Origin of the sequence: Yersinia sp. Marseille-Q5920 (genome assembly GCF_946902935.1) — a bacterium.
GTDB classification, from domain to species: Bacteria; Pseudomonadota; Gammaproteobacteria; order Enterobacterales; family Enterobacteriaceae; genus Yersinia; species Yersinia rochesterensis.
Window position 1 is genome coordinate 26,928 of record NZ_CAMPQA010000008.1, and the last position, 18,030, is coordinate 44,957.

The window sequence follows — 18,030 nt, forward strand, 5'->3', positions numbered from 1 at the left end:
TGTTGACCATGTGATCTTATTTATCTTGGTACTTTTTAGTCCGGCGAGTCGGGCGGGTATTCGCGGGGTCGTCCGGCCAGACATGTTTGGGATAGCGCCCTTTCATCTCTTTTTGTACCTCGCGATATGCTCCCTGCCAGAAAGCGGCCAAATCACCGGTAATCTGTAGCGGCCGGTGTGCCGGTGAAAGTAACTCAAGCACCACTGCCACCCGCCCACTTGCTAGCATCGGGCTGTGCTGTTCGCCAAAAACTTCCTGCAAACGCACCGCTAATACCGGTGGCCTCTCGACATAATAACGGATGGGTAGGCGGCTACCGGTCGGCACAGTGTAATGAGTTGGCAGCTCAGTATCCAGCCGTTGACGTAACTGCCAGCTCAACAGGCGAGTCAGTGCTTCCACAATATTCACTTGCCGCAGACCACGTAAATCCCGTACCCCGGACAGAGACGGCTGCAACCACAGCTCAAGTTTACCCAGTAAATTGTCGTCATCTACCACAGGCCATTGTTCTTCGGGCAGCCAACGGCTGGCACAATGTAAGCGGGTGCGCAATTGTTCGGCATTTTCATCCCAATTGAGCACTTGCAGCCCTTGTTCGCGCACCCAGTTTAGCAGCGCGAATTGCAATGCTTCAGCACTCGGTTTCGCTAAAGGCTGCGCCCGTAAAGTCAGCCGCCCAATCTTCCAGCGCCGCCAGGCGCGCAAAGTGCCCTTGTCATCATCCCACTCGACCTCTGTCCGCTCTTCGACCAAACGGGGGAGTTGTTTCGCTAGCGCTTCAATCTCAATCGGTAATGCCAGTAAAATACGCGCGTCCGGCCCGCTACTGCTTTGTAATAAGCTGGCGACCACCAACCAAGGCGCTCGTGACAACGCCTCGTCTTGCGCCATAGCGGCCCCCATACCGTTAGCCAACAGATAGCGCCCATCCTGCCCACGTTGCTGCGCGATGCGATCAGAATAAGCCAAGGCCAGCAATTGACCGGCGATATCACTGTCAACCGCGCCCACACGGGCATTAATTCTTTGTGTTAATTGCCTCGCACGCCGCTGCCAGTGCGGTTGTGGGCGGCTGAGCCAATCGTGTAAATCAATTTGACCGGATCGCGGCGGCTCTTCCAGAATCGCCGCTAATAATGCCGCCGTGGCTAACGCATCCGGGCTTTGCTCGGCGGCAAAACACAGCATAGCGGCCAGACGCGGTTCGCAACCCAAACTGGCCATGCTGCGCCCCATGCGGGTGAGGTGCCCCGCTGCATCGATAGCCCCTAAACTTTGCAATAAATCATGCGCCACCGCCAGTGCAGCTTGCGGCGGCCTATCAAGCCAACTGAGTTGCGCCGCATCCTGGCATCCCCAGTTCAGTAATTCCAGCCACAAGCTGCATAAATCACTGTTAAGAATTTCTGGTTCACTGTATTCCGCGGCCCGCTCGGCCTGCTCTTTGGCAAACAGATGCCAGCAGATCCCCGGCTCCAGTCGACCGGCACGCCCGGCACGTTGCACCATGGAAGCTTGACTGATGCGCTGAGTCACCAGCCGGGTCAAGCCGTTTTTGACATCAAAGCGTGCGACTCGTTCCAACCCGCTGTCGACCACCAGCCGGATCCCCTCAATGGTCAGACTGGTTTCAGCAATATTGGTCGCCAGCACCACTTTTCGTCGCCCAACAGACGCCGGTTGAATAGCTTTCTGCTGTTCACTGAGCGGTAAAGCGCCATACAGCGGGCAGAGGTCAGTATCATTGGCAACCTCGCCTTGCAGCCGCTCCATCACTCGATGAATCTCTCCTACGCCGGGTAAAAATAGCAGTAAAGAGCCCGTTTGCTCATTCAATAAGCGCTTAACGCGATTGGCAACCCCATCCTCCAGCCGCTCATGGCTCGACAAAGGTTGATAGCTGCGCTCGACTGGAAAGCTGCGCCCAGCAGAAACAATGGCTGGCGCTGATGGCAACAGTGCGGAAAGCCGCTGGTTATCTAGCGTCGCTGACATGATCAGCAGTTTGAGGTCATCCCGCAGCCCTTGCTGCACATCCAACAATAGCGCCAGCGCCAAATCGGCCTGTAAACTGCGCTCATGGAATTCATCGAGAATGACCAAAGACACTCCCGTCAGCTCGGCGTCCTGCTGTAACATGCGGGTCAGAATGCCCTCAGTCACCACTTCCAGCCGTGTCTCCGGCCCACTTTTGCTTTCGGCGCGCATCCGATAGCCCACCGTCTGCCCCGGCTGTTCACCCAATTGTTGGGCCAACCGGTAAGCGACATTTTTCGCCGCCAGCCGCCGAGGTTCCAGCATGATAATCCGGCCAGGCAAGCCCGCCAGACGCAAAATTTGCAGCGGTAACCAGGTCGATTTACCGGCACCGGTTGGGGCGTGGAGCAAGACTTGCGGTGAGGTTTGCAACGCAGACAATATCTCACTGAGCACTTCACCTACCGGCAAAGCAGCCCCCTGCGCATCACTTTCTCTCTGACTTACCACCACATTCTTCCCCACACTCTCTACTTTCATCGTCAGCCATTGTAACATCATGGCCGTATAGCGTATTTAGCCGAGTGATTATGCCAATCTAATGATTAAAACCGCCGATAAAACTATCGTTAATAAAACCAGCTTTCGCCGTCTGTTCTTTGCGCTGGCCCTGCCTGATGCCCTGCAACAGACTATTGTGCCATGGCGAGCAGATAACTTCCCGCCCGAGGCTGGCCGCCCTATTGCTGCCGTGAATCTTCACCTGACACTGGCGTTTCTCGGCGAGGTTAGTCACGCTAAAGCTCAAGTCTTGCAGGAACAAGCCGGGCGCATTAGTCAGTCAGGTTTTAACATAACGCTGGATGATATTGGCCACTGGCCTAATTCCGGAGTGATATGGCTCGGATGTAAAAATCCCCCGCGCGGGCTGTTGCAATTGGCCCAGTTATTGCGGTCCCAAGCGGCGCGCAGTGGTTGTTACCAAACACCGCTGCCATTTCATCCCCATGTGACGTTATTCCGTGGGGCTATTCGCCCAGTCGCCATACCGGCGAAAGCTCCCAACGAAAGCTTTCGGGCAGACTTTTTTTCGTTATATGAATCGGTATTCACACGCGGCCGCACCCGTTATAACATTGTACAAAGCTGGCCATTGGCTAGCACTGAAAGGAAACCTGATGCCATCTAATTCCCAGTTGCCGGCTTTGGCCCCTCGGTTATTATCTTTTAACCCCAAATTACAGCCCGCCACACTTATCCTGCGGTATAAACGCTTTTTAGCTGATATTGTGACGCCCGAGGGAGAAACATTAACTATTCATTGCGCTAATACCGGAGCAATGACCGGTTGTGCCACGCCAGGGGATAGGGTCTGGTATTCGACCTCGGATAACCCAAAACGCAAGTATCCCCATAGTTGGGAGTTAACTCAGACCCAAACCGATGATTGGATATGCGTAAATACCTTGCGTGCCAATGAGTTAGTCAGTGCGGCAATAGAGAATAATTATATTTTTGAATTATCCGGTTACATTTCTGTCAAAAGAGAGGTTAAGTATGGGGGTGAAAATAGCCGTATAGACTTGTTATTGCAGGCAGAAAATAGGCCTAACTGCTATATTGAAGTCAAGTCGGTTACTTTATTACAGCAACAATGTGGGTACTTCCCGGATGCCGTCACCCTGCGGGGTCAGAAGCATCTCAGGGAGTTAAAAAACATGGTTGCCAATGGTCACCGGGCTGTACTTTTTTTTGCCGTATTGCATACGGGCATCAGGCAGGTCGCCGCTGCCCGACACATTGACAAACGCTATGCAGAATTGCTGGCCCAGGCTCAGCAAGCAGGAGTGGAGATTATCTGCTACGGTTTTCAACTATCGCCTGACGGTATTGCGCTTGATGCACGCCTACCGTTATTACTGGACGAAATGCCCCATCCATAGCGCTGAATAAAAAAGCGATGATTGGATGAAGTTGCTCGCCAAATACGCCTGCCCTCACACCATTGTCAAGCAGGCGACAGGAATAATTGCTAACCTTCCTTCCTTCTGTTATTTATAGCGGCCTGATTTTTTCCCCTATTGGGGATTTTGATAGTGCGTATGAATGTAGGAGAAGCATCATGCAAGAAGGGCAAAAACGTAAAACCTCGTCCTTGAGCATTCTCGCCATAGCTGGGGTAGAACCATACCAAGTGAAGCCTGGCGAAGAGTATATGAATGCCGCCCAGCTGTTGCATTTCAAGCGGATTCTTGAAGCATGGCGCAACCAGCTCAGGGACGAAGTAGACCGTACTGTATCGCACATGCAAGACGAAGCTGCTAATTTCCCCGATCCGGTAGACCGTGCTGCGCAGGAAGAAGAGTTTAGCCTTGAACTTCGTAACCGCGACCGCGAGCGTAAGCTGATTAAAAAGATCGAGAAAACCCTGAAGAAAGTCGAGGATGAGGATTTCGGTTTCTGCGAGTCTTGTGGCGTAGAAATTGGCATTCGCCGTCTGGAAGCACGACCAACTGCAGATTTGTGTATTGACTGTAAAACCCTCGCCGAAATCCGCGAAAAGCAGATGGCAGGCTAACACAGTAATAATCTGTATATCCAAAGACGTTGGGGTTATAGGTAGCAGCAAGTGAGAGACAAATTGGTTGTAAACCATTTTGAACAGCGCTTGCGTTGGCCCGTAGGGTGAGCCTCTGATGAGGCTCGTAATCCCGCTGAGCTTACTCAAGTAAGTGATTCGGGTGAGATAGTGTAGCTAACAACCCTACAGCTCCAAGTACAAAGGGTATGACACGGTGCCAGAGCCATCTCCGGCACCGCATTTACCACACTGGATTTATGTCCAAAGATATCATTACCGAGCAAACTGCGCTTATGCAAACCCCATATGTTGGGCGTTTTGCACCTTCCCCGTCTGGTGATTTGCATTTCGGTTCGCTGATTGCTGCATTGGGAAGTTACTTGCAAGCCCGCGCTGAAGGTGGGAGCTGGCTAGTTCGCATCGAAGATATTGATCCCCCCCGTGAAATCCCTGGCGCTGCAGACCGTATTTTAGCGACACTGGACCACTATGGCCTCCATTGGGATGGCCCGGTTATTTATCAATCTCAGCGCCATGAAGCCTATCGCGCCACCTTAGACTGGCTGGAGCAACAAGGGCTGAGCTATTACTGCGCCTGCACCCGTAGCCGCATCCAGCAAATCGGTGGTTTATATGACGGTTATTGCCGTGACCGCCATTTACCAGCCCAGAACTCAGCCATTCGCTTACGCCAAACTCATCCGGTTTATACCTTTTGTGATAAATTACTCGGTGAGTTGCACGCCGTGCCCGCACTGGCTGAAGAAGATTTTATTATTCGTCGTCGAGATGGCTTATTTGCCTATAATCTGGCGGTGGTGGTCGATGATGCCTTTCAAGGGGTGACCGAGATTGTACGCGGAGCCGATTTAATCGAACCCACAGTGCGTCAGATAGCGCTCTACCAGCAGTTACAGCAACCGGTGCCCCGCTATTTGCACTTACCGCTGGCGCTGAATCATAATGGTAATAAGCTCTCTAAACAAAATCATGCGCCGTCGCTGCCCAATGGCTGTCCGCGTCCGATTTTAGTCGAAGCTCTAAAGTTTTTGCGTCAACCGATACCAGAATGCTGGCAAGATCTTGATTTACCGTTATTATTACGCTTTGCCGTCGACAATTGGACATTGGCAACCATTCCGCATCACGGGGCGGAGATAGCCAGTGAAAACACAACGGCATTCTCAAAGACAGCACGGTGAGCTATGATTAGACGCTGTTTTTCTGTTGTTCTGTAATTTATTAGCCACTATCGAGGTGTACCATTTTTACCCGAGTAGCCAATTTCTGCCGTAAGGTACTGATTCGCGATAATAAATCAGCTGGCGATAGCAAAGCTGTCCGTGATGACACGGCTCGTGATAGCAGTGCCCGTAAAGATAAAGTGCCCGGTGAAGATAACGTGGCCCGCAAAGAGAAAAGGCCTGCCAGAACGAATACTGGCCGCAAGAATCATGCGGTGCCGACTTCACAACAGCTTTCTTCACAGCAAAGTGCGATGACGATTATTCCACGAGATCAGCACAATATTTCCCGTAGAGATATCAGCGATAATGCGCTGAAGGTTCTCTATCGCCTGAATAAATCAGGTTACGAAGCCTATCTGGTTGGCGGCGGTGTCCGTGACCTATTGTTGGGCAAAAAACCAAAAGATTTTGATATCACCACCAGCGCCACGCCAGAACAAGTGCGAAAGTTATTCCGCAACTGCCGCCTGGTCGGTCGCCGTTTCCGTCTGGCCCATGTCATGTTTGGCCCGGAAATTATTGAAGTCGCCACTTTCCGTGGTCACCACGAACAGCAGCAAGCGGAAGACAGCGACAAAAACTCTTCTCAGCAAGCACAAAATGGCATGCTGTTGCGCGACAATATTTTCGGCACCATTGAAGATGACGCCCAGCGCCGAGACTTCACGATTAATAGCCTCTATTACGGCATTTCTGATTTTGCGCTACGCGACTACACCGGCGGTTTGCGTGATCTGAAAGAAGGTATTATTCGCCTGATTGGCGATCCTGAAACCCGCTATCGTGAAGATCCGGTGCGGATGCTGCGGGCAGTTCGTTTTGCCGCTAAACTGGATATGACGATCAGCTCGGAAACTGCGGAGCCGATCCCGCGCCTGGCCTCGCTGCTGCACGAGATCCCACCCGCGCGTCTGTTTGAAGAGTCACTCAAACTACTGCAATCCGGCTACGGCTATAAAACTTATTTAAAACTGTGTGAATATCAGCTTTTCCAGCCGTTATTCCCACTGATTGCCCGCCATTTTACCGAGCATCATGACTCGCCGATGGAACGTATTTTGGTTCAGGTTCTGAAAAATACTGACTATCGTTTGCATAATGATAAGCGCGTCAATCCAGCATTCTTATTTGCCGCTATGCTTTGGTATCCGCTGATTGAACATGCGCAGAAGCTGACGCAAGAAAGTGGTCTGGCCTATTACGATGCTTTCGCACTGGCAATGAATGATGTATTGGATGAAGAGTGCCGTTCACTGGCAATTCCAAAACGTATAACTTCATTGGTGCGAGATATCTGGTTGCTGCAACTGCGGCTGTCACGCCGTCAGGGTAAACGTGCGCATAAGCTGATGGAGCATCCAAAGTTCCGTGCAGCTTACGACTTGCTGGCACTGCGTGCTGAAGTCGAAAATAACCATGAATTACAGCGTCTTACACAGTGGTGGGGAGAATTCCAGGAAGCCACACCGCTACAGCAAAAAAATATGCTGAATACTTTAGGGGCCGATCCGGCACCGCGTCGCTCTCGTCCTCGCCGCCCACGTAAGCCAGCACCACGTAACGAAGGGGCATAATACGCACCATGATCCGGGTCTATATCGCGTTAGGCAGTAATCAGTCTATGCCACTGCAACAGGTTAAAACCGCACTGGAAGCGCTGGAGCATCTGCCGCGCACCCAGTTGGTGGCATGCTCGCCTTTTTATCGCACTAAACCGTTAGGCCCTCAGGATCAGCCGGATTTTCTTAATGCGGTCGTAGCGTTAGATACCTCCCTGCCCCCGGAACAACTGTTAGACAGCACCCAAGCCATCGAACGCAATCAGGGGCGGGTAAGGAAAGAACAGCGCTGGGGGCCACGGACACTGGATCTCGATATTATGTTGTATGGCGATCAAGTGATAAAAACTGATCGCCTCATTGTGCCGCATTATGGTTTGAAAGAGCGCGAGTTCATGCTCTACCCGCTGGCCGATATTGCCCCTGATCTTATTTTCCCCGATGGCGAATCGCTGTCAGACCGCCTTAAACTTGTAGATAAAAATGGCCTGGTACCTTGGTAAGGGTGCTTGTTTGCTAAATCCAACACATAATATACCTCTCTGATATTCCCCCATTTTAACCTACCGTCTCAGGAGAAAGAGTGATGAAAGCCACCACCATGAGCCATTTGCGCCAATGGAAACTCGAGAAGCGTAAGTTCGCCACACTGACTGCCTATGATGCCAGCTTTGCGCAATTATTCGTCGAACAGGGAATTGAGGTTCTGCTGGTGGGTGATTCGCTCGGTATGACGTTACAGGGCTTCGACTCGACATTGCCGGTCACAACTGCGGATGTGGCTTATCACACCCGTGCTGTGCGCCGTGGTGCGCCTCATTGCCTATTATTAGCAGACATGCCATTTATGAGCTATGCCACACCAGAGCAAACATTTGCCAATGCCGCCGAACTGATGCGGGCCGGGGCCAACATGGTCAAACTGGAGGGCGGTAGCTGGTTGTGCGATACCGTTCGCATGCTGGCAGAACGGGCTGTTCCAGTGTGTGGGCACTTGGGGTTAACCCCACAATCAGTCAATATTTTCGGCGGTTACAAAGTGCAAGGCCGTGAAGAAGTCGCGGCGAACCAACTGTTGAAAGATGCTCAGGCGCTTGAAAATGCGGGCGCACAATTGCTGGTACTGGAATGTGTTCCCGTGGAACTGGCGCAGCGTGTGACTGAAGCACTGGCAATCCCGGTGATTGGTATTGGCGCGGGGAATGTTACCGACGGACAAATTCTGGTCATGCATGATGCATTGGGCATTACTGGTGGACATACGCCGAAATTCAGCAAAAATTTCCTGGCGCAAAGTGGGGGAGATATTCGTGCCGCCATTAAGCTGTATATTCAAGAAGTTGAGAGCGGCGACTATCCCGCTGAAGAACATACTTTCCAGTAAGTTTTGGTTGATAAATATTCAGGGGAATTGGGATGCTGATTATTGAAACTTTACCACTGTTACGCCAGCAAATCCGCCGTTGGCGTCAAGAGGGTAAGCGAATCGCACTGGTACCTACGATGGGTAACCTGCACGAAGGGCATATGACATTGGTGGAAGATGCCAAAACTCGTGCCGATGTTGTGGTTGTCAGTATTTTTGTCAATCCACTGCAATTCGAGCGCCCGGATGATTTAGCCCGCTACCCGCGCACCTTGCAGGAAGATTGCGAGAAGCTGACCCGCCACGGTGTAGATTTAGTGTTTGCCCCGGCAGCAGCGGATGTTTACCCCGCGGGCCTGGACAGCCAGACCTATGTTGACGTCCCTGCCCTATCAACTATTTTGGAGGGTGCCAGCCGCCCTGGCCATTTCCGTGGTGTATCGACTATCGTCAGCAAGCTGTTCAATCTGGTTCAACCGGATGTGGCCTGCTTTGGTGAGAAAGATTATCAGCAACTCGCGCTGATCCGCAAAATGGTGGCGGATATGGGCTATGACATCAATATTATCGGCGTGCCCATTGTACGCGCGAAAGATGGCTTGGCACTGAGTTCCCGTAATGGTTATCTGACCGCTGAAGAGCGCAAAATTGCGCCGCAGCTTTATAAGATAATGCAGGCGTTAGCTGAGAAGCTCGCCATGGGTGAACGGCAGATTGATGAGTTACTGGCTGACACTGCAGAACAATTACGCAATGCCGGTTTTACACCGGATGAGCTGTTTATCCGTGATGCCCAAACCTTGCAGCCGTTGACGGTTGACAGTAAGCAAGCCGTGATATTGATGGCTGCCTGGCTAGGTAAAGCTCGCCTAATTGATAATCAACAGGTTGATTTACAAGGCTAATTTTAACAATACAGCGTGTATTGACTCTCTCAAAAGAAACCTGCATTGCAAGTTGGCGCAGGGGATACAAAGTCAGTCATAGACAACTGATATAAAATCAGCAAAACTGGATGCTTCTCCCTAAATCGATCGATGATGGGGCGGGTGCCAGACTTATTCTGGGCAATAACCGGGGTCAAAGGTAAGAGTTATGATACGCACTATGTTGCAAGGCAAACTGCACCGGGTGAAAGTCACTCAAGCTGATTTGCACTATGAAGGTTCCTGCGCTATTGATCAGGATTTTCTGGAAGCCGCAGGTATTCTGGAATATGAAGCCATTGATATTTATAACGTTGATAATGGTCAGCGTTTTTCAACTTATGCTATCGCTGCCGAACGAGGTTCACGAATTATCTCAGTGAACGGCGCAGCAGCACGTTGTGCCTGTGTTGGCGACAAATTGATTATCTGTTCCTATGTCCAGATGTCCGATGCTGATGCCCGTCTGCACCACCCAAAAGTGGCGTATTTTGAGGGTGAAAATCAGCTGCAACGCAAGGCTAAAGCCGTCCCCGTTCAGGTGGCTTAATAACCGTCGGACGCGAAGTTACACATATAGAAAAGGCGCTTAGCTTAACCACAGCGCCTAAAACTGCTGGTAAACCTTTATATCTCGATCTTGTAAGGTGAGGACAGGTAGAAGAGTAAAGCGTCCGCGCCAGGGATGGCGCGGCTCGAGCCCCCAGGGAAGGGTTTACGGCGTCTTTACGATCTACCTGTTTTCACCGCTGCGAGCACTTTGTCATTAAGCCCACCTTTTTTATATCTTAACGTCACACTATAAAATAACTAATCTGACTCCATCACCGCAGGTGCAGCGGCAACCGGCTGGCCAGGTTCATTGGCAATACGCTCAGCCATCGTCGGAATGGAATCGGTACGCAGAATATAAAGCCGCTTGAGGGTATACGGATTATCGCCAGGTTTGACCTTGCCCTGCATGGTCGTCACCGCCAAATGGAAACCGGCATTTTTCGCCGCATCAATGGCGGTTTGGTTAAAACCACCGAACGGATATGACAGAAAAATCACGTGTGGATTAAACTGCGACAACGCCCGGCGAGAATGTTCAAAATCAAAAACAATATTATGATAAGAACGACTCAATAAGATTGGGTTACGTTTATTGTCTGTCCGGTGTAAAAAGTGCGTATGAGACTGAATATCAAATACATCCTGAATTGCTTTCAATTCAGAAATACTCATAAACTGTAATGTGTCAGGATTCCATTTCTGAGGATGACGTTTAATGCGCGATGAAATAATAAATGCCGTTGCCCGGAAGCCATTTTCTTTCAGAATCGGATAAGCATAGCGATAGACTGATTTAAGGCCGTCATCGAATGTCAGCACCACAACTTTCGCCGGCAGGTTAATTTTGTTATTGAGATAACCTTCAAGCTGATAAAGAGAAATAGTGTCATAACCCGTCTGCTTGAGATAGGTCATCTGGTTGCTAAACGCGGCATCAGAGGTCGTCGTTGAAGTATTCAGGAAACGTTTATTTTCCTCATTTTTCAACATATGGTGATAAGTCAGAATAGGAATGCCATTATCTATCTCAGCATCAGTACTGCTGACATACCCCAGACGATCGCCAATATTAACCTGATACCACGTGTTACCTAGCCGGTCTTTCAACTTACCTACAATCGGATAGCGTAAGTTTTCTGCTAAGGTTGCAAATTGCTCGCCGTCTACATCTGCGACCAGATAAACTGGGGTCTCGCGTTTGATAATAATGTTTTGATTCGGTAGAGGCTTGTTCAAGTCACCCAATATATCATTGTTTTTTCGCGCTTTATTGATATCGCGTAAATCGTCTTTATCAATAAAGCCGATACCGTTACCAAACTTGAATTCATAATATTCTGCCGCGGCGGGCAAAACCTGGATAAGTTGATCTTCTTTAATCTCACCGACAGGAATGACCTGATCGCCAACCAATGAATACATTTCGCTATCGCGGTCTGTAACCATATATTTAGGGGTAAGAACCGCTTCGTCTGGCAGGAGGTCTGCATGGGTTGCCGGCATCATTACCGACATGACAATACCGAGTAGCATCCCAATAGCTATTCTGTTTTTATGCCACATTATCGTTCTACTTATGCGCATTCGGCGCTGAATTGAAAAGGGAAAAATCTGGTGCGCCAGCATAGCACGAGACACCCGAGGTTGAGAAAGATGATATTAGACGGGGACATTATTTATTACGATTAAATTCTAGTATTAACAACAATTAACTTACTAATAATTTACGAATAACACTTAAAATCCGATCCAAAGTCACTGACGTTGCAGAGGTGAATACAGCCAACACCGCTGCAACGTCCAGGCCGAAAAACATCCCAAAAGTCATTGGTGTTACAGCAAGGCGGCAAGTCAACGCATCCCGATGAGCTTACATTAGTCAGTGATTCGGGTAAGTGGACGTAGCCAACACCGCTGTAGCGCCAAGGCCGCAGGGGATTAGGTGCGTAGGCCGCGCCCACGCTCAATCAAATACCAAGCCCAAGCATAAAATACCGCGATAAACACCACTAGCACACCAATGGTAAAGACCAACGGCACATCAGTAATTCCGAGGAATCCGTAACGGAACCCACTGATCATATACACGATAGGGTTAAGTTTTGACACCGCTTGCCAGAAAGGAGGAAGCAAGGCTAACGAGTAAAATACCCCACCCAGATAGGTTAGTGGTGTCAGCACAAAAGTCGGCACCAGACTGATATCATCAAAAGTCTTGGCAAAAACAGCATTCAACAATCCGCCGAGAGAAAATAATATTGCCGTCAGCATTAATGTCAGTGCGATCATTGACCAAGAGTGGACATGCAGCGGCACAAAGAACAGCGAAATAATCGTCACCAGAATACCGACACAGATCCCGCGCGCCACACCACCGCCTACATAGCCAACAATCACGATATGAGTGGGTACAGGGGCGACCAACAACTCTTCGATGCTGCGCTGGAATTTTGCGCCAAAAAAGGAGGCCGCGACGTTAGCATATGAGTTTGTTATCACCGCCATCATTATCAGGCCGGGAACAATAAACTGCATATAATCAAAGCCCCCCATATCACCAATTCGGGAGCCAATCAGGTTGCCGAAAATAACGAAATAGAGCGACATAGTAATCACTGGCGGCACCAGAGTTTGAATCCAAATGCGCGCAAAACGGGTGATTTCTTTGATCCAGATACTCTGTAATGCTACCCAATACAGGCGGGTCATACTTTTTCTCCCCCGTTGCCATTAACCAAGGTGACAAATAGTTCTTCCAGACGGTTAGCCTTGTTGCGCATACTTTGTACCTGAATTCCCTGAGCGTTCAGTTGACTGAATAGACCATTTAGGCCCTGTTCACGTTTAACATCAACTTCCAACGTTGAGGTGTCCGTCAGACGATAGCTATAGCCTTCCAGCTTCGGCAGTGGGCTTTTAATACCCAAATCAAAAATAAATGTTTCTGATTCAAGCTTGCCAAGTAACTGCTTCATAGTGGTATTTTCCACCAACTCACCATTCTGGATAATGCCAATGTTGCGGCACAGCATTTCCGCCTCTTCCAGATAATGAGTCGTCAGAATGATGGTCGTTCCCTGCGCATTCAGCTCTTTGAGGAAGCCCCACATGGAGCGGCGCAGCTCGATGTCCACCCCTGCTGTCGGCTCATCCAGAATCAGTAACTTAGGTTCATGCATCAGAGCGCGGGCAATCATCAAACGGCGCTTCATCCCACCGGATAGGCGGATAGCGCGCTCATGACGTTTGCTCCATAAGTCTAGCTGGCTGAGATATTTTTCTGCTCGTTGCAGGGCCTCTCGCCGTGTGACGCCGTAATATCCCGCTTGAGTAATCACAATCTGCAATACCGTCTCAAACGGGTTAAAGTTAAATTCTTGTGGCACTAGCCCAAGCTGGCGTTTGGCATTCACGATATCTTGGTCGATGTCGTAGCCAAAGACTTTCACCTTGCCAGAGGTTTTATTCACCAATGAACTGATAATACCAATGGTGGTGGATTTACCCGCCCCATTAGGCCCAAGTAGTGCATAAAAATCGCCTGCTTCTACGTGCAGATCAATGCCACGCAATGCCTGAACGCCACCTGCATAGGTTTTGGTCAGTTGCGTTATTTCCAGTGCATATGTCATAAGTAAAAAAGAACCTTATTCTATGAGTTCCCAGCGGTCACAGCATGTCCGTGACTTGTTTCCCCCTCACTGTCGGGGCCAGTTGCGGAGGCAAAGGGAAGCAGTTAGATACAGAGAAGATGTTGTGCGGACAAAAAACATGCATTCAACAAAGTCACTGTTCCGATTTTAAAATCGTGATCCTTGTCGTATATTATCCTATCGCAATCCGTTCATTACAGGCTATTTACATTAATGAAAGAAATAGAGAAGCTCCTCGCGAACAATGACGTCTGGTCTAAAGCCATCAGTAAAGACGATCCAGGTTTTTTTGAACACTTGGCGGAAGCCCAGAAACCTCGGTTTTTGTGGATTGGTTGTTCAGACAGCCGCGTCCCCGCAGAACAGTTAACCGGCCTGAAAGCGGGGGAATTGTTTGTTCACCGCAATGTGGCCAATCTGGTTATCCATACGGATCTGAACTGTTTGTCCGTGGTGCAATATGCCATCGACGTTTTACAGGTCGAGCATATCATTATTTGCGGTCACCTTGGCTGTGGTGGTGTTGAAGCCGCAATGAAAAAAGATCTCGAATTGGGGCTTATCGACAACTGGCTACTGCACATTCGGGATCTTTGGTTTAAGCACAGCTCGTTACTGGGTGAGCTTCCTGCCGAAGAACGCAGCAATATGTTATGTAAAATCAACGTGGTAGAACAAGTATATAACTTGGGTCACTCGACTATTGTTCGCTCTGCCTGGAAGCGCGGGCAGAAAGCGATGATTCACGGCTGGGTCTATGGTATTGAAGACGGCAAACTGACGGATTTAAATATTTCTAGCACCAGTCTCAGCGAACTGGAAATCAAGTACCGCGAAGCAATGGCTAAAATACTGCAACCAAACAGACAAAACTAATGAGTCCTATGGGAGGGTGTTAAAACGCACCCTCTCCCATCCGTAAATGCTGCTAAAGACACTCGAACTCAAAATATTAACGTACAGTGATCATCTGCAAATAAGGCGTAGCGAGCTAAGTCAGTTTGAGTGCGCCCAGCACGCAAGAACCGGAGCGTACACATAGTACGTGAGGATTCTGAGTACTGCGTAATCTCAAAATGACGACGCGCAGTAGCCGATTACTCGTCAAACATCACAACTTTGCCGACATACGGCAAGTGCCGATAACGTTGAGCATAATCAATACCATAACCCACGACGAATTCATCAGGAATGGTAAAGCCGACCCACTCTACGGGAACTTGTACTTCACGGCGCTCGGGTTTATCCAGCAGCGTACAGATCGCCAATGATTTTGGCCCACGCAGTTGCAGAATTTCACGAACCTTACTTAGCGTGTTACCAGAGTCGATAATATCTTCGACAATCAACACATCTTTACCACGGATATCTTCATCCAAATCTTTCAGGATTTTCACATCACGGGTGGTGCTCATGCCGTTGCCATAGCTCGAGGCGGTCATAAAATCGACTTCATGGGAAACGTCTATCGCGCGACATAAATCAGCCATAAACATAAATGAACCACGGAGCAACCCCACCAGCACCATTTCACTGCCACTGTCACGGTAATGTTCAGAGATTTGGCGGCCTAATTCGGCAATTCGGGTTTTTACTTCCTGTTCGGAAATCATGACTTCTACAGTGTGCTTCACAGCCAACATACCTATTTAAATTTATTGATTTTATATCAATGAGCAGCCGGTGCAGATAGCCTCAATGATACAGATTGATGCCCCTAGTTTAACACAATTCAAAGGACATCCTGCCACTCTCCCCGCTTAGTGGCGGGGCGAAAGTATAACAAAGATAAACAGCGGGAGTATTGCGAGATATACTAGGGCCTAAATTTGGCTCAGATATCGCCTGTGGAGAGCCGCCCTACAAGGAATGTTTTAATGAATTATCAGTCAACCAGTATCTGGCTTTATTCCGTCACTTTTACGGTTATCGCCGCCGTCAGTTTGTTTGTCGCCTTTTTTGGTTTGAGTGCCCCAATCTTTTACTACCTTATTGTCGGTCTGGTCTTCAGTGTCTGGGTTTCATTACATTTGCACCGAATGGCGGAGAAAGGGATGGTTTATCTGATCACTGAAAAAACACAATGGATGGTTTATGTCAGGGGGATCCCGGTACAAGAAACGCGTACATCCTTAAAAAACCCCTGTTTTATCAGTGGTGCACGTTTGACATCTTTCTTTCGACGTTTTCTGATCATCAAACTGTTGCTGCAAGCTGTAACCCTGTATTTAGCTCTACGCCAAACTGTTGAACTTCCCCCTTCCGATACCCCGTATATGCTATGGGTAATAATGGGATTGGCGCTAGTGATTATCTGTTTTCTTATCAGTAAAATGTGGCTGACAGTCAAAAACCTACTCGCACTCCAACATTCAGAATGGCTGATCGAAGAAATACCGAGAGATGGCTTTAGTTATTATCAGGGATATATCATTAAGGAAGATAAAAGCGGCAATCAGATACTCCAGCCCGCCTTGACTGAACTGCTAAAAGTATAAAAGAGAAAACATCCCCGGCCGACTCGCCGGGGTGGGATTCAAGCACTAACAGTAAAGCCCAGCATCATGCCGGTATCTTCATGCTCTAGCAGGTGGCAATGGGCCATATAAGGCGTACTGGCAGGAGCCAGATGATTAAAGCGCACTAATATTTCACTGCGCGCGCCTTCCACTCGCACTGTATCTTTCCAACCACGGCGATGCTCTGCGGGTGGTTTGCCATTTTCGCTCAAAATACGGAACTGCGTCCCGTGGACATGGAATGGATGGAGCATCATGTCGCCCTCACCGGAAATGGTCCATTTCTCGTATTTGCCCTGTTTGGCATCAAATGCCGCGTCGGTCATTGAAAATGCTTTGCCATTAATCATATTGGCATGGCTGAAATCAAAAGCCGGAGCCGCTTTCATCGCGCCATGATTCATGCCTTTCATATTGCGGTGATCCATGCCGCCCATAGCCCCCTGCTCCATTCCCCCCATATTGCCGTGATCCATGCTCATGCCCGCCATGGCTTGCATACCATAGCGGCTCATCAACGCCTGCATACCCAGCATATCCAATTTCGGGTCCATCATCAGTTGGAACCAGCGCTCTGGCAAACCGGTAACATCCATCAGCGGCGGTACTATCACCAGAGAATCCGGCAATGTTTTACTGCCCGCTGCCAATGAGGGTTGAATGCGTAATACCGGCAAGGGGTTATCAAACGGAGCCAATGTCATGCCCATTTGTTTGACCGGCAAAGTGACCAAATCAAGTGCTTTGCCGTCGGAAGTATCCACCAGCACCTCAAAACGTTCGCCCATCAATATCGGCAACTCGCGCACCGCGACCGGCTCTGCCAGTAATCCGCCGTCACTGCCAATCACATACATTGGGCGGCCATCACTGAGGGCGAGATTCAGGGAACGCGCATTGCACCCATTCAATAACCGCAAGCGCACCCAACCGCGCGGCGTAATCTGCTGCGGATAGCTGGCACCATTAGTGAGCATCCGGTCACCAAACCAGCCCACCGCCGCCGTCATCACATCCAGTTGATAGTCAACCTGGCCATCTTTACCCAGCAATTTATCCTGCAAAATGACCGGAATGTCATCCACGCCCCACTGTTTTGGCAGCGGCAGTTTTTCACTGTCACTATCATCTATTAGCACCAATCCGCCCAGCCCCATCGCGACCTGACGGCCGGTTTTACCGTGGGTATGGGGATGGAACCAACAAGTGGCGGCGGGCTGTTCTGCCGTCAATGCCACCTGGCGTTTTGCTCCTGGCTGAATCAGTGCTTGCGGCCCTCCGTCAACATCGCCGGGGATTTCCAGGCCGTGCCAGTGCACCGTCGTGGCTTCCGGTAAGGAATTTGTTATGTGAATAGTAACCGGCTTGCCGCGCTGCAAACGAATAGCTGGCCCTAATAAGTTGCCGTTATAGCCCCAAGTTTGCGTGGCGGCGGAGGGCAACCAGGCCATAGTGCCAGTTTGGATATTCAAATTAATATTGCCACTGGCATCCGGGAGCAGTAGTGGCGGGATAGGTAAAGGTGAAAAATCTGCGGCTAAAGCCGCGCGGCTCCATAAAGGCAGTGAAGTGGCGGCTCCAAGAGCTGCCGTTAACTTGATAAAATCACGGCGATGCATGGTCGTCTCCATTCTGATTGTCGA

At 49.7% G+C, this 18,030-nt stretch carries 17 protein-coding genes; 11 read left to right on the forward strand and 6 right to left on the reverse strand.

What is annotated here, in order from left to right; translation table 11 throughout:
- Positions 1–16 precede the first annotated feature (16 nt).
- Positions 17–2,539 carry an ATP-dependent helicase HrpB gene (gene hrpB, locus OVO64_RS12815; RefSeq protein ID WP_267248830.1) on the reverse strand — a complete coding sequence of 841 codons (2,523 nt, stop codon included), beginning with the start codon at positions 2,537–2,539 and terminating at the stop codon, positions 17–19.
- Between the two features lie 43 nt (positions 2,540–2,582).
- Here hrpB and thpR point away from each other — a divergent pair, with 43 nt between their 5' ends.
- From thpR to panD, 9 genes are all read left to right on the forward strand, one after another.
- Positions 2,583–3,170: an RNA 2',3'-cyclic phosphodiesterase gene (gene thpR / locus OVO64_RS12820; protein ID WP_042562600.1), complete on the forward strand. Its 588-nt coding sequence runs from the start codon at positions 2,583–2,585 to the stop codon at positions 3,168–3,170.
- Positions 3,160–3,924, forward strand: a complete 765-nt coding sequence (gene sfsA, locus OVO64_RS12825; RefSeq protein ID WP_072103584.1) for a DNA/RNA nuclease SfsA — start codon at positions 3,160–3,162, stop codon at positions 3,922–3,924. Before thpR ends, sfsA begins: the two co-directional genes overlap by 11 nt.
- A gap of 179 nt (positions 3,925–4,103) precedes the next feature.
- On the forward strand, positions 4,104–4,559 hold the full coding sequence (dksA, locus tag OVO64_RS12830) for an RNA polymerase-binding protein DksA (protein WP_038636200.1): 456 nt from the start codon (positions 4,104–4,106) through the stop codon (positions 4,557–4,559).
- Between the two features lie 260 nt (positions 4,560–4,819).
- Positions 4,820–5,764, forward strand: coding sequence for a tRNA glutamyl-Q(34) synthetase GluQRS (gluQRS, locus tag OVO64_RS12835; RefSeq protein WP_038636203.1), 945 nt, complete (start codon positions 4,820–4,822; stop codon positions 5,762–5,764).
- A gap of 62 nt (positions 5,765–5,826) precedes the next feature.
- Positions 5,827–7,383, forward strand: a complete 1,557-nt coding sequence (pcnB, locus tag OVO64_RS12840; RefSeq protein WP_071841740.1) for a polynucleotide adenylyltransferase PcnB — start codon at positions 5,827–5,829, stop codon at positions 7,381–7,383.
- A gap of 8 nt (positions 7,384–7,391) precedes the next feature.
- Positions 7,392–7,871 carry a 2-amino-4-hydroxy-6-hydroxymethyldihydropteridine diphosphokinase gene (folK, locus tag OVO64_RS12845; protein WP_038636208.1) on the forward strand — a complete coding sequence of 160 codons (480 nt, stop codon included), beginning with the start codon at positions 7,392–7,394 and terminating at the stop codon, positions 7,869–7,871.
- An 83-nt stretch (positions 7,872–7,954) separates the two neighbouring features.
- The gene (gene panB, locus OVO64_RS12850) at positions 7,955–8,752 is read left to right on the forward strand and encodes a 3-methyl-2-oxobutanoate hydroxymethyltransferase (protein WP_038636210.1); all 798 of its coding nucleotides are present in this window, start codon (positions 7,955–7,957) and stop codon (positions 8,750–8,752) included.
- Between the two features lie 32 nt (positions 8,753–8,784).
- Positions 8,785–9,639, forward strand: coding sequence for a pantoate--beta-alanine ligase (gene panC / locus OVO64_RS12855; protein ID WP_004389059.1), 855 nt, complete (start codon positions 8,785–8,787; stop codon positions 9,637–9,639).
- A gap of 190 nt (positions 9,640–9,829) precedes the next feature.
- Entirely contained in the window at positions 9,830–10,210 is a 381-nt protein-coding gene (panD, locus tag OVO64_RS12860; RefSeq protein WP_005156780.1) for an aspartate 1-decarboxylase, read from the forward strand.
- Between the two features lie 260 nt (positions 10,211–10,470).
- Here panD and OVO64_RS12865 read toward each other — a convergent pair whose 3' ends face one another.
- The 3 genes from OVO64_RS12865 to OVO64_RS12875 all read right to left on the reverse strand — a co-directional run bounded on the left by OVO64_RS12865 (position 10,471) and on the right by OVO64_RS12875 (position 13,847).
- Positions 10,471–11,778 carry a polysaccharide deacetylase family protein gene (locus OVO64_RS12865; protein WP_004389057.1) on the reverse strand — a complete coding sequence of 436 codons (1,308 nt, stop codon included), beginning with the start codon at positions 11,776–11,778 and terminating at the stop codon, positions 10,471–10,473.
- Between the two features lie 375 nt (positions 11,779–12,153).
- Positions 12,154–12,924 carry an ABC transporter permease gene (locus tag OVO64_RS12870; RefSeq protein ID WP_023160237.1) on the reverse strand — a complete coding sequence of 257 codons (771 nt, stop codon included), beginning with the start codon at positions 12,922–12,924 and terminating at the stop codon, positions 12,154–12,156.
- Complete coding sequence (locus OVO64_RS12875) at positions 12,921–13,847, reverse strand: ABC transporter ATP-binding protein (RefSeq protein ID WP_038636217.1); 927 nt, start codon at positions 13,845–13,847, stop codon at positions 12,921–12,923. The genes OVO64_RS12870 and OVO64_RS12875 overlap by 4 nt, the downstream gene beginning before the upstream one ends.
- A gap of 234 nt (positions 13,848–14,081) precedes the next feature.
- Between OVO64_RS12875 and can the strand changes: the two genes are divergently transcribed.
- Entirely contained in the window at positions 14,082–14,744 is a 663-nt protein-coding gene (gene can / locus OVO64_RS12880; RefSeq protein ID WP_004389054.1) for a carbonate dehydratase, read from the forward strand.
- Between the two features lie 221 nt (positions 14,745–14,965).
- On the opposite strand, the gene hpt is transcribed toward can, so the two are convergent.
- A complete protein-coding gene (gene hpt / locus OVO64_RS12885; RefSeq protein WP_004389053.1) occupies positions 14,966–15,511 on the reverse strand; it encodes a hypoxanthine phosphoribosyltransferase in 546 nt (181 codons plus the stop codon).
- A gap of 234 nt (positions 15,512–15,745) precedes the next feature.
- Here hpt and OVO64_RS12890 point away from each other — a divergent pair, with 234 nt between their 5' ends.
- Positions 15,746–16,366 carry a hypothetical protein gene (locus tag OVO64_RS12890; protein WP_004389051.1) on the forward strand — a complete coding sequence of 207 codons (621 nt, stop codon included), beginning with the start codon at positions 15,746–15,748 and terminating at the stop codon, positions 16,364–16,366.
- A 38-nt stretch (positions 16,367–16,404) separates the two neighbouring features.
- On the opposite strand, the gene cueO is transcribed toward OVO64_RS12890, so the two are convergent.
- Positions 16,405–18,006 carry a multicopper oxidase CueO gene (gene cueO / locus OVO64_RS12895; RefSeq protein WP_267248815.1) on the reverse strand — a complete coding sequence of 534 codons (1,602 nt, stop codon included), beginning with the start codon at positions 18,004–18,006 and terminating at the stop codon, positions 16,405–16,407.
- Positions 18,007–18,030: the final 24 nt, after the last annotated feature.

Coding starts and splice junctions, on each gene's coding strand:
- hrpB (WP_267248830.1), bottom strand. CDS start 2,539: ATGTTACAATGGCTGACGATGAAAGTAGAGAGTGTGGGGAAGAATGTG.
- thpR (WP_042562600.1), top strand. CDS start 2,583: ATGATTAAAACCGCCGATAAAACTATCGTTAATAAAACCAGCTTTCGC.
- sfsA (WP_072103584.1), top strand. CDS start 3,160: ATGCCATCTAATTCCCAGTTGCCGGCTTTGGCCCCTCGGTTATTATCT.
- dksA (WP_038636200.1), top strand. CDS start 4,104: ATGCAAGAAGGGCAAAAACGTAAAACCTCGTCCTTGAGCATTCTCGCC.
- gluQRS (WP_038636203.1), top strand. CDS start 4,820: ATGTCCAAAGATATCATTACCGAGCAAACTGCGCTTATGCAAACCCCA.
- folK (WP_038636208.1), top strand. CDS start 7,392: ATGATCCGGGTCTATATCGCGTTAGGCAGTAATCAGTCTATGCCACTG.
- panB (WP_038636210.1), top strand. CDS start 7,955: ATGAAAGCCACCACCATGAGCCATTTGCGCCAATGGAAACTCGAGAAG.
- panC (WP_004389059.1), top strand. CDS start 8,785: ATGCTGATTATTGAAACTTTACCACTGTTACGCCAGCAAATCCGCCGT.
- panD (WP_005156780.1), top strand. CDS start 9,830: ATGATACGCACTATGTTGCAAGGCAAACTGCACCGGGTGAAAGTCACT.
- OVO64_RS12865 (WP_004389057.1), bottom strand. CDS start 11,778: ATGTGGCATAAAAACAGAATAGCTATTGGGATGCTACTCGGTATTGTC.
- OVO64_RS12870 (WP_023160237.1), bottom strand. CDS start 12,924: ATGACCCGCCTGTATTGGGTAGCATTACAGAGTATCTGGATCAAAGAA.
- OVO64_RS12875 (WP_038636217.1), bottom strand. CDS start 13,847: ATGACATATGCACTGGAAATAACGCAACTGACCAAAACCTATGCAGGT.
- can (WP_004389054.1), top strand. CDS start 14,082: ATGAAAGAAATAGAGAAGCTCCTCGCGAACAATGACGTCTGGTCTAAA.
- hpt (WP_004389053.1), bottom strand. CDS start 15,511: ATGTTGGCTGTGAAGCACACTGTAGAAGTCATGATTTCCGAACAGGAA.
- OVO64_RS12890 (WP_004389051.1), top strand. CDS start 15,746: ATGAATTATCAGTCAACCAGTATCTGGCTTTATTCCGTCACTTTTACG.
- cueO (WP_267248815.1), bottom strand. CDS start 18,006: ATGCATCGCCGTGATTTTATCAAGTTAACGGCAGCTCTTGGAGCCGCC.